Source organism: Amycolatopsis mongoliensis (assembly GCF_030285665.1).
GTDB classification, from domain to species: domain Bacteria; phylum Actinomycetota; class Actinomycetes; order Mycobacteriales; family Pseudonocardiaceae; genus Amycolatopsis; species Amycolatopsis mongoliensis.
Map to the genome: position 1 here is coordinate 8,021,599 of NZ_CP127295.1, position 15,154 is coordinate 8,036,752.

At 72.4% G+C, this 15,154-nt stretch carries 17 protein-coding genes; 7 read left to right on the forward strand and 10 right to left on the reverse strand.

Annotated features, from left to right (window positions below; all coding sequences use genetic code 11):
• Window positions 1-6: 6 nt before the first annotated feature.
• Window positions 7-438, reverse strand: coding sequence for a winged helix-turn-helix transcriptional regulator (locus QRX60_RS38445; protein ID WP_285996370.1), 432 nt, complete (start codon window positions 436-438; stop codon window positions 7-9).
• A 107-nt stretch (window positions 439-545) separates the two neighbouring features.
• Here QRX60_RS38445 and QRX60_RS38450 point away from each other — a divergent pair, with 107 nt between their 5' ends.
• Window positions 546-1,463, forward strand: a complete 918-nt coding sequence (locus tag QRX60_RS38450) for an NADP-dependent oxidoreductase (protein WP_285996371.1) — start codon at window positions 546-548, stop codon at window positions 1,461-1,463.
• A gap of 21 nt (window positions 1,464-1,484) precedes the next feature.
• Window positions 1,485-2,183 (forward strand): SDR family oxidoreductase, encoded by a 699-nt coding sequence (locus QRX60_RS38455; protein WP_285996372.1) that lies wholly within the window; start codon window positions 1,485-1,487, stop codon window positions 2,181-2,183.
• Here the strand turns inward: QRX60_RS38455 and QRX60_RS38460 are convergent.
• The gene (locus tag QRX60_RS38460) at window positions 2,180-3,205 is read right to left on the reverse strand and encodes a WD40/YVTN/BNR-like repeat-containing protein (RefSeq protein WP_285996373.1); all 1,026 of its coding nucleotides are present in this window, start codon (window positions 3,203-3,205) and stop codon (window positions 2,180-2,182) included. The two genes, QRX60_RS38455 and QRX60_RS38460, sit on opposite strands and share 4 nt — an antisense overlap.
• A gap of 106 nt (window positions 3,206-3,311) precedes the next feature.
• Window positions 3,312-4,670: a Pup--protein ligase gene (pafA, locus tag QRX60_RS38465; RefSeq protein WP_072478837.1), complete on the reverse strand. Its 1,359-nt coding sequence runs from the start codon at window positions 4,668-4,670 to the stop codon at window positions 3,312-3,314.
• Between the two features lie 199 nt (window positions 4,671-4,869).
• Between pafA and QRX60_RS38470 the strand changes: the two genes are divergently transcribed.
• From QRX60_RS38470 to QRX60_RS38480, 3 genes are all read left to right on the forward strand, one after another.
• On the forward strand, window positions 4,870-6,297 hold the full coding sequence (locus tag QRX60_RS38470) for a bifunctional phosphatase PAP2/diacylglycerol kinase family protein (RefSeq protein ID WP_408630166.1): 1,428 nt from the start codon (window positions 4,870-4,872) through the stop codon (window positions 6,295-6,297).
• A 103-nt stretch (window positions 6,298-6,400) separates the two neighbouring features.
• Window positions 6,401-7,597: an alpha/beta hydrolase gene (locus QRX60_RS38475; protein WP_285996375.1), complete on the forward strand. Its 1,197-nt coding sequence runs from the start codon at window positions 6,401-6,403 to the stop codon at window positions 7,595-7,597.
• 170 nt (window positions 7,598-7,767) lie between these two features.
• Window positions 7,768-8,550: a class I SAM-dependent methyltransferase gene (locus tag QRX60_RS38480; RefSeq protein WP_285996376.1), complete on the forward strand. Its 783-nt coding sequence runs from the start codon at window positions 7,768-7,770 to the stop codon at window positions 8,548-8,550.
• A gap of 49 nt (window positions 8,551-8,599) precedes the next feature.
• Here QRX60_RS38480 and prcA read toward each other — a convergent pair whose 3' ends face one another.
• From prcA to dop, 4 genes are all read right to left on the reverse strand, one after another.
• Window positions 8,600-9,409: a proteasome subunit alpha gene (gene prcA / locus QRX60_RS38485; RefSeq protein ID WP_285996377.1), complete on the reverse strand. Its 810-nt coding sequence runs from the start codon at window positions 9,407-9,409 to the stop codon at window positions 8,600-8,602.
• Window positions 9,410-9,461: 52 nt separating this feature from the next.
• Window positions 9,462-10,316, reverse strand: coding sequence for a proteasome subunit beta (gene prcB, locus QRX60_RS38490; RefSeq protein ID WP_285996378.1), 855 nt, complete (start codon window positions 10,314-10,316; stop codon window positions 9,462-9,464).
• Between the two features lie 135 nt (window positions 10,317-10,451).
• Complete coding sequence (locus QRX60_RS38495) at window positions 10,452-10,646, reverse strand: ubiquitin-like protein Pup (RefSeq protein ID WP_285996379.1); 195 nt, start codon at window positions 10,644-10,646, stop codon at window positions 10,452-10,454.
• Between the two features lie 86 nt (window positions 10,647-10,732).
• A complete protein-coding gene (dop, locus tag QRX60_RS38500; protein WP_285996380.1) occupies window positions 10,733-12,235 on the reverse strand; it encodes a depupylase/deamidase Dop in 1,503 nt (500 codons plus the stop codon).
• 42 nt (window positions 12,236-12,277) lie between these two features.
• Here dop and QRX60_RS38505 point away from each other — a divergent pair, with 42 nt between their 5' ends.
• Window positions 12,278-12,796, forward strand: coding sequence for an NUDIX domain-containing protein (locus tag QRX60_RS38505; protein WP_285996381.1), 519 nt, complete (start codon window positions 12,278-12,280; stop codon window positions 12,794-12,796).
• Here the strand turns inward: QRX60_RS38505 and QRX60_RS38510 are convergent.
• The 3 genes from QRX60_RS38510 to QRX60_RS38520 are packed head-to-tail and all read right to left on the reverse strand — an operon-like array spanning window position 12,787 to window position 14,727.
• A complete protein-coding gene (locus QRX60_RS38510; RefSeq protein ID WP_285996382.1) occupies window positions 12,787-13,398 on the reverse strand; it encodes a hypothetical protein in 612 nt (203 codons plus the stop codon). The two genes, QRX60_RS38505 and QRX60_RS38510, sit on opposite strands and share 10 nt — an antisense overlap.
• 52 nt (window positions 13,399-13,450) lie before the next feature.
• Window positions 13,451-14,392, reverse strand: coding sequence for an aldo/keto reductase (locus QRX60_RS38515; protein ID WP_285996383.1), 942 nt, complete (start codon window positions 14,390-14,392; stop codon window positions 13,451-13,453).
• Entirely contained in the window at window positions 14,389-14,727 is a 339-nt protein-coding gene (locus tag QRX60_RS38520; protein WP_285996384.1) for a hypothetical protein, read from the reverse strand. The genes QRX60_RS38515 and QRX60_RS38520 overlap by 4 nt, the downstream gene beginning before the upstream one ends.
• A gap of 47 nt (window positions 14,728-14,774) precedes the next feature.
• Between QRX60_RS38520 and QRX60_RS38525 the strand changes: the two genes are divergently transcribed.
• Window positions 14,775-15,113: an ArsR/SmtB family transcription factor gene (locus QRX60_RS38525; protein WP_285996385.1), complete on the forward strand. Its 339-nt coding sequence runs from the start codon at window positions 14,775-14,777 to the stop codon at window positions 15,111-15,113.
• The last annotated feature ends 41 nt before the right edge of the window (window positions 15,114-15,154 follow it).

Sequence of the window (15,154 nt, forward strand, 5' to 3'; positions counted from 1 at the left end):
TAGAGCCTAGCCCGCGCCGCCCGGCCCGATCGTGAGGTCCGGGGTGCGCGCGTCGTAATCGGTCCTGGCGGCGGCCACGGCGTCGAAGTTCGCCTCGGCCCAGTCCTTGAAGCCCGCCATCAGCGCGCGGAGGCTTTCCCCCAGCGGCGTAAGGGAATAGTCGACGCGGACGGGCACCGACGGGGTCACCTCGCGGCGCACCAGGCCGTCCCGTTCTAGCACCCGCAGGGTCTGGGTGAGCATCTTCTGGCTGACCCCGGCGATGCGCCGCGAAAGGTCGCTGTAGCGCTGCGGGCCGTCACCGAGCGCGACGAGGATCAGGCTGACCCACTTGCCGGCGATCTCGTCGAGGAGCTTCCGGGTGGGGCAGGCCGCGAGATAGGCGTCGTAGGCGGCCTTTTCGGCCAGCCGCCGCTGTTCCGCCGTGCGCGTGGGCACCGGGCGAACCTCCTCGTGCGGTGGGCACCTTCGGGTGCGTACTTCCCGTTGGAGAGTAGCTCCCCATACGTTCGCGAGGAAGGTCCGATCCCGGGAAGGAGACGAAGATGCGTGCGATGGTGGTTCGCCGGTTCGGTGGTCCGGAGGTCCTCGAGTCCGTCGAGGTGCCCCTGCCGGAGCCCGGGCCCGGGCAGGTGCGGATCCGGGTGGCGGCGGCCGCGGTGAACCCCGTGGACGTCGCGACCCGGGCCGGGATCCTGACCGTGGCCGGCGTGATCCCGCCGCGGGAGGTGCTCGGCCTGGGCTGGGACGTCGCCGGCGAGATCGACGCCGTGGGCGAGGCGGCCGGGTTCCGCGTCGGCGATGCCGTGATCGGGCTGCGCGACCGGATCGCCGCCCCGCTGGGCACCTACGCCGAGCAGGTCGTGCTGGACGCCTCGGCCGTCGCGCCCGCGCCCGCGGGCTTCTCCCCCGCCGAAGCCGCCACCCTGCCGCTCAACGCCCTCACCGCCGCCCAGGCGCTCGACCTCGTCGAAACCGACGGAACGGTGCTGGTCACCGGCGCGGCGGGCGCGGTCGGCAGGTACGCCGTCGCCCTCGCGCACGCCCGGAAACTGCACGTCGTCGCCGTTGCCTCCGAAGCCGACGAGGCCGCCGTCCGGGACTTCGGGGCGGATCGGTTCGTCCCGCGCGGCCCCGGCCTCGCCGATCGGGTGCGGGCCCTGGTTCCGGGCGGGGTCGACGCCGTCCTCGACCCGGCCCTGCTCGGCCTGGACGCCCTCGATGCCGTCCGCGGCGGCGGCGAGTTCGTGGCCTTCGCCGCCGGGGCCGCGCCGATTCCGCTGCGCGGGATCCGCGTACGCACCGTCTGGATCCGCGCGGACGGCGCCCGGCTGGCCGAGCTCGCCGCGGCCGGGACCCTCCGTCCGCGCGTCGCCGGCGTGCTGCCGCTGTCGCGGGCCGCCGAGGCCCACGAACGGCTGGCCGCGGGCGGATTGCGCGGCCGGCTCGTGCTGACGCCGTGAATCCTCCCTAGCCTGGGCGTCATGGATGATCGTGTTCTTCTCATCACCGGTGCCTCGCGCGGCCTCGGCGCCGCGACCGCGCGGCTGGCCGCCGCCTCCGGGTTCAAGGTCGCCCTCGTCGCGCGCCAGGCCGAATCCGTCGCCGCGCTGGCGGCCGAGCTCGGCGAAGACCGGGCGATCGCGCTCGGCGCCGACGTCGGGGACTGGCCGAGCATCTCCGGCGCCGTCACGCAGGCCGTCGAGCGGTTCGGGCGGCTCGACGCCGCCTTCGCCAACGCCGGGATCGGCGTCGGGACCTCGTTCTTCGGCGACGACGACCCCGACCCGCGGGCGTGGGAGGAGATGGTCCGCACCAACGTCCTCGGCGCGGCCTACACCGCCCGAGCGGCCCTGCCCGCGCTCCGGGAGTCGGCCGGGCACCTGCTGATCACCGGTTCGGTCGCCGGCCGCTACATCCGCAACGCCAGCCTGTACTCGGTGACGAAGTGGGCCGTCACCGGGATGGCGGGCGCGATCCGTGAGGAGGCCGTCGGCACCGGCGTGCGGGTCACGCTGATCAACCCCGGCATCACCGACACGGACATTCTCGACGACAACCAGCGCAAGAAGCCGAAGCTGGACGCCGACGACATCGCCCGCGCCGTGCTCTACGCGCTCTCGCAGCCGCCGTCGGTGGACGTCAACGAGATCATGGTCCGCCCGACCGGCCAGGTGCTCTAGCGGCTCAGGCGAGCCACGCGCCCCTGGGCACCACTGGCCCAGCAGGCCGCACCGGCGCAGTCGACGCTGTCGAAGCTGCCGGTGTCGAACGACGTCCAGTGCCGGCCGCCGTCCGGGCTGTAGTCGCTGCCACCGGGGCCGACGGCGAGAACTCTCCGGCCGCGCCAGGCCAGCCCGGAGCGGTACCCGGCGGGGTACTGCTCCGGGGTGCGCCAGGTGCGGCCGCGGTCCCTGGTCAGCGCGACGGCCGGGCCGGGTGCCGTCGGGTTGGCGTAGTCGCCGCCGATCGCGATCCCCTCGCCCGGGGTCCGGAACGCGACGGCGAACACACCGGCGGACGGGCTGCTCGGCAACGGCGTGTCGGAGGCCGTCCAGTGGCGGCCGCCATCACCGGAGTGCAGGACGCGGGCGGTCGCGCCGCCGCCGGTCGCGAGCCAGGCGTCGAACGGGCCGGCGGTGGTGATGCACTGGCCACTGGCGGCGAAACCGGCCTCGCCGGGCAGTGCGGGCGGGAAGCCGCTGTCGGGGACCGGGCGCCAGCTGCGGCCGCCGTCGAAGGTGGCCTGGACGCGGAACTTCCCGTCGACCGGGTCGCTCATCGCGAGCCCGCGCCACGGGTCGAAGAAGGCGAGGCAGTCGTAGAACGCCGCCGCTTCGGTGTTCTGGAACGTCTGGCGCCAGTGCGCGCCGCCGTCATCGGTCCGGTAGACGCGCGAGTCGGTGCCGGGGCCGATCGAGAGGGTCACGGCGTGGTCGGCGTCGAAGGCCTCGATGTCGCGGAGCTCGAGCGTCCCGGCGCCGGGCGGCCCGACGGACTTCCAGCTCGTCCCGCCGTCGGTCGTGCGCAGGACGGTGCCCTGCGTGCCGCTGACCCACGCGACGCGGGCGCTGAGGGCGGACAGCCCGCGGAACTGGGTCTTGACGCCGGTGGGCTTCAGCTCCCACTGGGGCCGGTGCTCCCCCGCCGACGCGGGCACCGCGACCGAGACGAGCAGGGCGAACACGAGCAGCACGACACGCATGCGGCGATCCTGCCGCACCGGGGAACCGACTTTCGTCGCGTCCCGGAAGCCGTGAATGGCACATTGAGGGACTTCAAGTCCCTCAATGTGCCATTCACGGACCTGCCTAGAGCGAGCTGATCAGCCGTTCCACGCGCTCGTCGACCGAGCGGAACGGGTCCTTGCACAGGACCGTGCGCTGTGCCTGGTCGTTCAGCTTCAGGTGCACCCAGTCGACCGTGAAGTCGCGGCCCGCGGCCTGGGCGGCGGCGATGAAGTCGCCGCGCAGCTTCGCGCGGGTCGTCTGCGGCGGGGTGTCCTTGGCGGCCTCGATCTCGCCGTCGTCGGTGACCCGGCGGACCAGGCCCTTGCGCTGGAGCAGGTCGAAGATGCCCCGGCCGCGGCGGATGTCGTGGTAGGCCAGGTCGAGCTGCGCGATCCGCGGGCTGGACAGGTCCAGGTCGTGCTTGTGCCGGTAGCGCTCGACCAGCCGGTGCTTGATCGCCCAGTCGATCTCGGTGTCGATCTTGCCGAAGTCCTGCTGCTCGACCGCGTCCAGCGCCCGGCCCCACAGCTCGACGACGCGCTCGTTCGCCGCGGTCGAGCCGTTGTCCTTGAGGTGCTGGACGGCGCGGGCGTGGTACTCGCGCTGGATGTCCAGCGCCGAGGCCTCGCGCCCGCCGGCGAGGCGCACCTGGCGGCGGCCGGTGAGGTCGTGGCTGATCTCGCGGATCGCCCGGATCGGGTTGTCCAGCGTGAAGTCGCGGAACTGGACGCCGGCCTCGATCATCTCGAGCACGAGGTTCGCGGAGCCGACCTTGAGCATGGTCGTCGGCTCGGCCATGTTCGAGTCACCGACGATGACGTGCAGGCGCCGGTAGCGCTCGGCGTCGGCGTGCGGCTCGTCGCGGGTGTTGATGATGGGCCGCGAACGGGTCGTCGCGCTCGAGACGCCCTCCCAGATGTGTTCCGCCCGCTGGGAGAGGCAGTAGACCGCGCCGCGCGGGGTCTGCAGCACCTTGCCCGCGCCGCAGATCAGCTGCCGGGTCACCAGGAACGGCAGCAGCACGTCGGCGATCCGGGAGAACTCACCCGCGCGGGTCACCAGGTAGTTCTCGTGACAGCCGTAGGAGTTGCCCGCGGAGTCGGTGTTGTTCTTGAACAGGAAGATGTCGCCGCCGATGCCCTCGTCGGCCAGCCGCCGCTCGGCGTCGACCAGCAGGTCCTCGAGGATCCGCTCCCCGGCCTTGTCGTGCGTGACCAGCTGGACCAGGTCGTCGCACTCGGCCGTCGCGTACTCGGGGTGCGAGCCGACGTCGAGGTAGAGCCGGGAGCCGTTCGACAGGAAGACGTTCGATGAGCGTCCCCACGAGACGACTCGCCGGAACAGGTAGCGCGCCACCTCGTCGGGCGAGAGCCTGCGCTGTCCGTGGAAGGTGCACGTGACCCCGAACTCGGTCTCGATGCCAAAGATCCGCCGCTGCATGCCACCAGAGTAGGCGCTGGACCCCCTTCGACGGTGCGCCGTTCGGGCGTCGACACGCCCCCGGTGTGCCACAGACGGTGAAAACTCCCCGATTCAGGCACGATTGGAGCACTGCTCTTGACTACTTGGGGAAGGCGACTCCTTGACACACCAGCTCATCCAGGCCTTCCGGCGTGTCGGGCGCACTGACCGGGCCCTCATGCGGCGCAGCGCCGCCCTCCCGGCCACGAAGGCCGACGACGCGCTGATGGCGCTGTCCAGATCGGCGAACAAGTCCCGCCTGTGGTGGGGCGTCGCCGCGCTGCTGGCGGCACAGAAGGGCGCCACCCGGCGAGGCGCACTGCGCGGGGTCGTCGCGATCGCCGGGGCCAGCGCCGCGGCGAACCTGATCGGCAAGCCGCTGTTCCCCCGCCGCCGCCCGGCCGAGGAGGAGGTGCCCATGCACCGCCGCCTGCGGAAACGCCCGACGTCGTCGTCGTTCCCGTCCGGCCACTCGGCCTCCGCAGCGGCCTTCGCGACGGCGGTGGCGCTGGAGTCCCCGCGCGCCGGTCTCGCCGTGGCGCCCCTCGCGCTGGCCGTCGCCTACTCCCGCGTTCACACCGGCGTCCACTGGCCCTCCGACGTCGGGGTCGGCCTGGGCATCGGGGTCGGCGTGGGCCTGGCGACCCGGCACTGGTGGCCGCTGCACGACGACGTCCCGGCCCGCACCGCCCACGACGCGGACGCCCCCGAGATGGTCGACGGCGACGACATGCTGGTGCTGGTCAACCCGAAGTCCGGGATCGACGGCCAGGACCCCACCGAGGACGCCCGGCACGCCTGGCCCAAGGCCGAGATCCTCTACCCGGACCCCGACCAGGACCTGATCGCCCAGCTCGAGAGCGAGATCGACGCCCGCGGGACCGTCCGCGCGCTCGGCGTCGCGGGCGGTGACGGCACCGTGGCCGCGGTCGCCGCCGTCGCCGCGGAACGCGACCTGCCCCTCGCGCTGATCCCGGCGGGCACGCTCAACCACTTCGCCCGCGACGTCGGCGTCAGCTCGATGCCCGACGCGGACGCGGCGACCGAGCTCGGCAACGCCGTCGGCATCGACCTGGGCGAGGTCGAGATCGAGGAGGGCGACGGCGGCACGGCGCACCGCTGGTTCGTCAACACCGCGAGCCTCGGCGGCTACCCGGAGATGGTCCGGCTGCGCGAGAAACTCCAGGAAAGGCACCCCAAGTGGCCCTCGGCCGCGATCGCGCTGGCCCGGACGCTGCGGCACGCCCGGCCGCTGACCGTGCGGCTCAACGGCAAGCTCACCCAGGTCTGGCTGCTGTTCGTCGGCAACGGCACGTACGCGCCGAAAGGCTTCGCGCCCAGCCGGCGGCCCGCGCTCGACACCGGCCTGCTCGACATCCGCTACCTGCGCGCCGACCTGCCCTACTCGCGGGCCCGGTTCCTGCTGGCGATGGTCACCCGCAGTCTCGCGGCCAGCCACGTCTACCAGGAGCTCGACCTGCCCGAGCTGGACGTCGAGCTGCTGGACGGGCACCGCCGCGTCGCCACCGACGGCGAGGTCGGCCCGCTCGGCAACCGGTTCCGCTTCCGGTCCCGGCCCAGCGCCCTGACCATCTACCGCCTTTAAGCACTCTTTACTTTTTCTCAACGAACCCACAGCGTCCCCTGGCTAGCGTCTTGATCGAGATGCGGGCGATCATGCCCGCGGCCAGGGGACGAGCGGGGATCAGATGGACGGGCACGGCCTGGCGAGCGGCATCCACCGGGCCGCCACCGACCCGGTGCTGCCCGGCGGCATCATCGCGCGCGCCCGCGACCTCGGGCCGTTCGAGTCGCCGCTCATCTGGCTCGCCCTCGCCTCGGCCGCGGTCGCGGTCCTGGCCGCAGTAGTCGCGTTGTGGCGCCGGCGCCGGGTGCGCCGGTGGGGCTTCACCGCCTTCGGTGTCCTGCTGCTGCTTGCGGCAGTCACTGCCCTGAACAGCTACGTCGGGTACGTGCGCACCTCCGACGACCTCGCGCGCCTGCTGCAGAAGGGTCCCGGCGTCGTCAACCTCGCCGGCCGCGTGCTCGACGACGGCCAGGAAGCACCGTCCGATTCGGCCGTCTCGCACCCGGGCGCGGGGGCCGCGGCCGCCGGTCAGCGGATCGACGTCGTGAACCTGCCCGACCCCGCGCACGGCGTCCCGTCGGGCAGCAACTACGTCGTCCTCCCGCCCGGCTACGACGCGAGCGCGGCCCGCCGCTACCCGGTCGTCTACCTGATCCACGGCTACCCGTTCGGCGGCCCCCGCGACTGGCTGACCTCCGGCGACGCCCCGGGCACCCTGCTCGCGCTGCAGCGCGCGGGCGTGATCGAGCCGATGATCGTGGTCAGCGTCGACCTGACGGCCGGCAACCCCGCCACGGACTGGGAGTGCCTCGACGTCCCCGGCGGCCCGCAGCTGGAGACGTACCTCGCCCGCACGGTGGTCCCGGCGATCGACCAGCGTTACCGCACCATCGCCGACCGCGGCCACCGGGCGCTGGGCGGCATGTCCGGCGGCGGTTTCGGGGCGCTCAACATCGGCCTGCACCACGTCGACGAGTTCGGCACCCTGCTGATCGCCCTCCCCTACGACGACCTCAACGACTCCGTCGGCGTCCTCGACGGCAACCGGGCCGCCATCGCCGCCAACACCCCGCGCCGCTACCTGCCGACGATGAACTTCCCCGCGCCGGTCTCGGTGATGCTGGCGGTGGGCACGGGCGCACCCACCGACGTCACGACGGCCCACCGGATCGCCGACGCGCTGCATGCCCGAGGCCAGGAGGCGGTCGTCCACGCCGAACGCGGCTTCAACCACACCTGGCACACGGCCCGCGCGACGCTGCCGTACCTGCTCGCTTTCGCCGACCAGAACTTCCGCGCCTCGCCGGCGACGTCCTGAGCCCGGGAGCCGCGGCTACGCTGACCGTTTCCGCGTGGGGGCCACCGAACCCGCTCCCGTCCACGGCGGTCCTGCTCGCCGCACGGCCGGCGACGGCGGCCTCCGGTACGGCGATCGCTTCGGTCCCGGCGCCACCTGAAATCCGGTTGTCGCGCACGCGATCCTGGAGCATGGACCTCGCGACGCACTACGCCACCGGCCCCGCCGAAGACGACCGGCTCACCCGCACCCCGCACGGCCGCCTCGAGTACCTGCGGACCCAGGAGCTGCTCCGCCGCTTCTTGCCCGGCCACGAACGCGTTCTCGACGTCGGGGGTGGCACCGGCGTCCACGCGGCCTGGCTCGCCGCCGACGGGCATTCCGTCCACCTCGTCGACGTCGTCCCGGCCCACGTCGCCCGGGCCGCGGCACTGCCCGGCGTCACTGCCTCGGCCGGTGACGCACGCGACCTCGACGCGGCCGATGCCTCCTACGACGTCGTCCTGCTGCTCGGGCCGCTCTACCACCTGGTCGACGCCGCCGACCGGGCTCGGGCTCTCGCCGAAGCCCGGCGCGTGCTGCGTCCCGGCGGCCTGCTCGCCGCGGCCGGGATCAGCCGCTACCTGTCCCTGCTGGAGACCGGTGCGGCCGGCACGCTCACCCCTGCCCGAGCCGACCCGGTCCGCGCGGTCATCGAGACCGGCGCCTACGACGGGCACGCCGGGTTCGTCCCCACCCACTGGCACACGGCCACCGAACTCCACGACGAAGTCGCCGCCGCGGGCTTCACCGGCACCGCCGTCTACGGCGTCGAAGGACCTTCGTGGCCCGCCCTCGACGCCGCGGGAATCGCCGGGTACCCGCGCCTGGCCGAGTCCGCGCTGCGCGCCGCCCGGATCGTCGAACGGGACCCGCGGCTCATCGACGCCAGCGCGCACCTGCTCGCCTTCGCCGGCACGGCAACTGCCGCATGACGAAGGCGGGGGCGCGGTCACCGACCACGCCCCCGCCTTCCGCGAAGCTCTACTCGCCTTCCGGCTTGCTCTCCGGCTCCTCGCCCTGCGGGTCCGGCACCGGCAGCAGCGAGTCCAGCACCGTGCCCGTCAACCGGCGGAACGAACGGCGCGGGCGGTCGCGGTCCAGCACCGCCACCTCCAGCTTGATCGGGTCGGCCTCGCCGTTCCCGTTCGCCGAAGACGACGAAGCGGACGAGGACGACGTCGAGGAACTCGACGAAGACGTCGTCGAGGACGTCGACGGCTGGGTCGGCGTCCGCAGCGCGGCCACCGCCACAGCCAGCGCCGCCTGCAGGTCCAGGCCGTCCTCGAACGTCTCCTTCAGCTTCGCCGCGATCTTCTCGTTCTGGCCGCCCATCACGATGTACTGCGGCTCGTCGAAGATCGACCCGTCGTAGGTCAGCCGGTACAGCTGGTCCTCCGCCGAGGTCGCCGCCACCTCCGCCACGCAGACCTCCACCTCGAACGGCTTCAGCTGCTCGGTGAAGATGCTGCCCAACGTCGCCGCGTACGCGTTCGCGAGCGCCCGCGCGCTCACGTCACGCCGGTCGTACTGGTAGCCCTTCAGGTCCGCGTGCCGGATCCCCGCCACGCGCAGGTTCTCGAACTCGCTGTAGCGCCCGACCGCGGCGAACCCGATCCGGTCGTAGATCTCGGAAACCTTGTGCAGGGTGGCCGACGGGTTCTCCGCCACGAACAGCACGCCGCCCGCGTACTTCAGCACCACCACGCTCCGGCCGCGCGCGATGCCCTTGCGCGCCAGCTCGGAACGCTCCCGCATCAGCTGCTCGGGAGAGGCATACAACGGCATCGTCACGGTGTGCGCTCCAGGTCTTTCGGTGTTCCAACGTTCACTGGTTCAGCCCCGGTCAGGAGAGCCGGCGCTGGTGGCGCTCGATCCGCCCGGCCACCACGGCTTCCGCGACGGCCGAGGTCTCCGACTCCGCCAGCTGCACGGCGCCGCGCTCCGCGGTGATCGTCACGACGCTCGGGAAGATCCGGCGCACCAGGTCCGGCCCGCCCGACGCGGTGTCGTCGTCGGCCGCGTCGTACAGCGCCTCCACCGCGACGCGCACCGCGCCCTCGACGTCGGCGTCCGGGTCGTGCAGCTTCTTCAGCGCGGATTTCGCGAACAGCGAACCCGAACCGATCCCCGCGTAGCCGCCGTTCTCCTCGTACCGCCCGCCCGCGGCGTCGTACGAGACGATCCGCCCGGCGTGCTTGGCGTCCTCGGCCTCGAGGTCGTAGCCCACGAACAACGGGATCGCCGCCAGCCCGGCCATCGCCATCTCGAGGTTGCTCTTGACCATCCCGGCCAGCTTGTTCGTCTTGCCGTCCAGCGACAGCGAAACGCCCTCGATCTTCTCGTAGTGCGCCAGCTCCACGGCGTACAGCCGCACCATCTCCACGGCCAGCCCGGCCGTGCCCGCGATGCCCACCGCCGAGTACTCGTCGGTGACGTGCACCTTCTCGATGTCCCGGCTCGCGATCAGGTTCCCCGACGTCGCCCGCCGGTCACCCGCGATCAGCACACCGCCCGCGAACGTCAGCGCGACGATCGTCGTCCCGTGCGGCACGCCCAGATCCGCGGTGCCACCACCCACCCGCCGCTCCGGAAGCAGCTCCGGCGCCTGTACCCGCAAGAAGTCCGAAAACGACGACGTCGCCGACGAGAAGTACGCGGCCGGCAGCGCGGGACCCGAGATGCCCCTGGTGTTGTCCATACGTGCTCAAAAATCCCATCTGTGCGGGCCGCGGCTCCGCGCCCGACGACCCCGGCCCACCCGGACCACGGTCACCACCACGCGGAACCCCGGCCGCCGGCTGAACGGTCGGCTGGGGCGCAGCGCCCCGAGCGGCTACTGGCCGCCCTTCTGCACATAGGCCCGGACGAAGTCCTCGGCGTTCTCTTCGAGCACGTCGTCGATCTCGTCGAGGATCGTGTCCACGTCCTCGCCGAGCTTCTCGCGCCGCTCCTGACCCGCCGCGCCGGTGTCGTCGAACTCTTCGTCAGAGTCGTCGCCGCCGTGCTTTTCGATCTTTTCCTGGGCCATCTCGCCTCCCGGTGTGGCTGATGTTTCCTAGCCTACCCAGCGGCCCCGACATTCGGGGTCACGCCGCGATCGCTGGTGCGTCCCGCCTAGTCCGAACCGGTGAGCGCCTCCACCAGGTCTTCCGCCGTCGCCGACTCGTCCAGCAGCTTGCCGACGTGCGCCTTCGTCCCCCGCAGCGGCTCCAGCGTCGGGATCCGCACCAGCGACTCCTTGCCGACGTCGAAGATGACCGAATCCCACGAGGCCGCCGCGATCGAGGTCGCGTACTTCTCCAGCGCCCGGCCCCGGAAGTAGGCCCGCGTGTCCGACGGCGGCGTCGTCACCGCGGCCAGCACCTCTTCCTCCGTCACCAGCCGCTTCATCGACCCGCGCGTGACCAGCCGGTTGTACAGGCCCTTCGCCAGCCGCACGTCCGAGTACTGCAGGTCGACCAGCCGCAGCCGCGGCGCGCCCCAGGCCAGGTTGTCCCGCTGCCGGTAGCCCTCCAGCAGCCGCAGCTTCGCCGGCCAGTCCAGCCGGTCCGCGCACTCCTGCGGGTCGCGCGCCAGCGCGTCCAGGATCTCGCCCCAGACCCGCAGGACCTCCTTCGACGCCTGGTCGGCGTCCGTGCGCTCCAGGTTCTGCGAGGCGATCTCGTGGTAGGCGAACTGCAGGTCCAGCCCGGTGTACTTCTTGCCGTTCGCCAGCGCGACCTGCGCCTTCAGCGTCGGGTCGTGGCTGATCTGGTGCACCGCGCGCACCGGCTCGTCCAGCTTCAGGTCGTCGAACCGGATCCCCGACTCGACCAGGTCCAGGATCAGCGCCGTCGTCCCGACCTTCAGGTACGTCGAGAACTCCGACATGTTCGCGTCACCGATGATGACGTGCAGCCGCCGGTACTTGTCCGCGTCCGCGTGCGGCTCGTCGCGGGTGTTGATGATCCCGCGCTTGAGCGTCGTCTCCAGGCCGACCTCGACCTCGATGTAGTCCGCACGCTGGGAGAGCTGGAACCCGGCTTCTTCGCTCTGCTGCCCGATCCCGACCCGGCCCGAACCGGTCACCACCTGCCGCGACACGAAGAACGGCGTCAGCCCGGCGATGATCGCGGTGAACGGCGTCGACCGCGCGCACAGGTAGTTCTCGTGCGTGCCGTAGCTCGCGCCCTTGCCGTCGACGTTGTTCTTGTACAGCTGCAGCTGTGGCTGGCCGGGGACGGACGCCGCCTTCAGCGCGGCCTCCTCCATCACCCGCTCGCCGGCCTTGTCCCAGATGACCGCGTCCCGCGCGTTCGTCACCTCGGGCGCCGAATACTCCGGGTGCGCGTGGTCGACGTACAACCGCGCCCCGTTGGTCAGGATGACGTTCGCCGCGCCCAGGTCCTCGACGTCCGGGTCGTGCCCCGGCCCGCCGGGGCCGGTCAGGTCGAACCCGCGCGCGTCCCGCAGCGGGGACTCCACCTCGTAGTCCCACCGCGCCCGCCGGGCGCGCGGGATGTCGGCCGCCGCCGCGTAGGCCAGCACGACCTGGGTCGAGGTGAGTACCGGGTTCGCCGTCGCGTCGCCCGGCACGGAGATGCCGTACTCGACTTCGGTTCCCATGATCCGCCGCATGTCCACCACCCTACGGGGTCGTCCTAGTGGAACGATGCACCCATGCCAGGCAGTGACGAACTCGTTGCCCTCTATGACCAGGCCGGCTCCGTCGTCGGCACGACCACCCGCGCCCGGGTCCGCGACGAGGGCCTGTGGCACGCCGCCGGTGTCGTACTGGTCCGTTCGGGTGATGGAAACGCCGTCTACGTGCACCTGCGCACCGCGGTGAAGGACGTGTTCCCCTCGACCTGGGACTGCTGGGCCGGCGGCGTGGTCGCCGCGGGCGAGTCACCGGCCGAGTGCGCCCGCCGCGAACTGGCCGAAGAGCTCGGCGTCCACGGGGTGGAACCCGTTCCGCTGTTCACCAAGGTCTACGACGACGGCCGCAACCGCTGCCACAACTTCGCCTTCGAGGTCCGCTGGGACGGCCCGATCCAGCACCAGGCCGAAGAGATCGTGGAGGGCCGCTGGATCCCTCTCGAAGACCTCCGCGCCTGGGTCGACGACCCGGCACCCGAACTCCCGTTCATCCCCGACGGCCGTGAAGGCGTCCAGGAATGGTTCCGCCGTTACGGCTGAGCCACGAGCTTCGCCGCCATCGCGGGCAGCAGCCGCTTCGCCGCGTCCACGGCCCGCGTCTCGGTGCTCGCCGAGACGGTCAGCCCGGACACGAGCTTCCCCTTCGCCAGCAACACCGTGCACGTCTTGCCTTCGCACCAGGCCCGCTGCCGGTCCACGCCGGCCTGCGCCGGGACGCTCACCGTCTTGCCCGTGCAGTCGGCGGCCGCCACGGCCTCCGCAGCCGTCTCGTCCGGGTACGCCGCGACGCGGTGGCGCAGCATCGAACCGCTGGGGTAGTGCCAGGACGCCGTCCGGCTGCTCGCCGACAAGCTGTCCGTCAGGCACCCCGACGCCTCGGTCGAGCCCGGCTGCACGCCTTCCTCGGCGACGTCCGCATCGGACAGCAACGCCCGTTCCGCGAGCAGGCCCAGGTCGGGCGCGGGCTGCGGTGCGGGGGCCGCCTTCGCGGGGCTCACCGGCGCTTCGGTGACCGAGACCGGCGCCGACTGCGGAGCCGGATCGTCGTAGTACGTCTCGAGGTTGTTCGGGTCGGGCCCGTCGCAGCCGGTGAGGCCGACCAACGCGACCGCGGCCAGGGCGACCACCTGCCGATGACGCACTTGCTCCGGCCTCCTGTCGTCCGCGTGTGCCTGCGAAGGGTAGTGCAGTGGCTCAGTCCCACGCCAAGGAGGACCGGTGTCGCCAGTACTCCCCCGGATTCTCCGCGAGGCCGGCCAGCTCGGCTTCCTCGTCCGTGCTCAGCGCAAGCGTGGTGGCCCGCAGGTTGGCCTCGAGCTGAGCCGGGCTCGCCGGGCCGATGACGGCGGTACCGGCCCACTCCTGCGCCAGCACCGCCGCGACGGCGACGGCGTCCGGCCCGGTGCCGTGGGCCGCCGCGATGTCGCGGACGGCCTCCGGCGCTTCGACCGCGAGCCGGCCGTTGGCCAGGGTTTCCTTGACCAGCACTCGCTTCCCGGCCGCGTGCGCCGCGGCGAGGGCCGGCCCGGCGGACCGTTCCAGGACGTTCCACGTCGACTGCACCGCCGAGAACACCGGCCGCCCGGCCACCTCCAGCGCGAACGCCCGCTCGATCGCGTCCGCCTGCGCCGGCCCGGACGTCGAGAACCCGACCGCGACGCCGTTCGCGGAAAGCTCCGCCAGCGCCTCGATCAGCGGCTCGTCGGTGAACAGCGGACTGTCCGCAGTGAGCGAATGCACCTGGTAAAGGCCGACACGATCCCCCAGCAGCGCCAGGGTTTCCGCCCACTGCGCGGCGAACCGCGCCGCCGAGTGCTCCTTCACCTCGTGCACGTCGGCGTCGAGCCGCCAGTCCCCCACATACGCGTAACCCCACTTGCTGGAGACCTCGACGCCGTCGTGCCCGCGCTCGGCGAGCCAGCCGGCCAGGAACTCCTCCGAGCGCCCGTAGGACCGGGCGACGTCGACGTGCCGGACCCCCGCGGCGTAGGCGGCGTCGAGCACCGCGAACGTCGCGGCACGCATGGACTCGACGTCCCGCTCCGGCGGCAGCGCGCCTTCGCGGCCCAGGTTGATGTAGGCGGGCCGGCCCAGCGCGGCCAGGCCGAGCGCGATCCGCTCCACGGGCGCGCTCATGCCGTCTGCTTGTGCCGGAGGATCGCCAGCCACTGGTCGGAGTTCTGGGCCTGGCGGTGGAGCTTCTCGAGGCGCGCGGCCGGGGCCCGGACGTACCCCTTGCCGAAGACCGGCGCGATCTGCCGGAGACTCGCCCCGCCTTCGCGGGCGGCGAGCAGCGCCCAGTCGGAGGCGTCGGCACAGGCGGCGGAGGCGCGGCGGAGCTCCCCGAGGATGTCGATGAGCTCCTGGGCGCTCACCTCCCCCGCCTGGACGGCGGCGGCCGTCGTCTCCAGCCAAGCCAGGACGTCGGATTCGGTGATGGGCGCGCGAGGGCGGCGGGTTTCTTCGCTCACGGCCAGTGAGTATAGGTCGTTATACGACCATATACTCGGCAGCAGCCATGACGACACGCACCGAATCCCAGCCGGACGTCGAGCAGCTGCTCGACGTCTTCAAGGCGCTCGCGAACCCGGTGCGGCTGCAGGTGCTGCAGTGGCTGCGGGAGCCGACGCGGCACTTCCCCGTGGAGCGGGCCATCGCCGACCCGGTCGAGGTCGGTGTGTGCGTGAGCCACATCCAGGAGAAGCTGGGCCTGGCGCAGTCGACCGTCTCGGCCTACATGGCGTCACTGCAGCGCGCCGGCTTGGTGCGCGCGACCCGCGTGGGCAAGTGGACGCACTACAAGCGCGACGAAGCCCGGATCGCGGAGTTCGTGGCCGCGCTCGGCCACGCCCTCTGACCTCTCCCCTCCCCTGTCACGGCGGACACCCGGTTGACTCA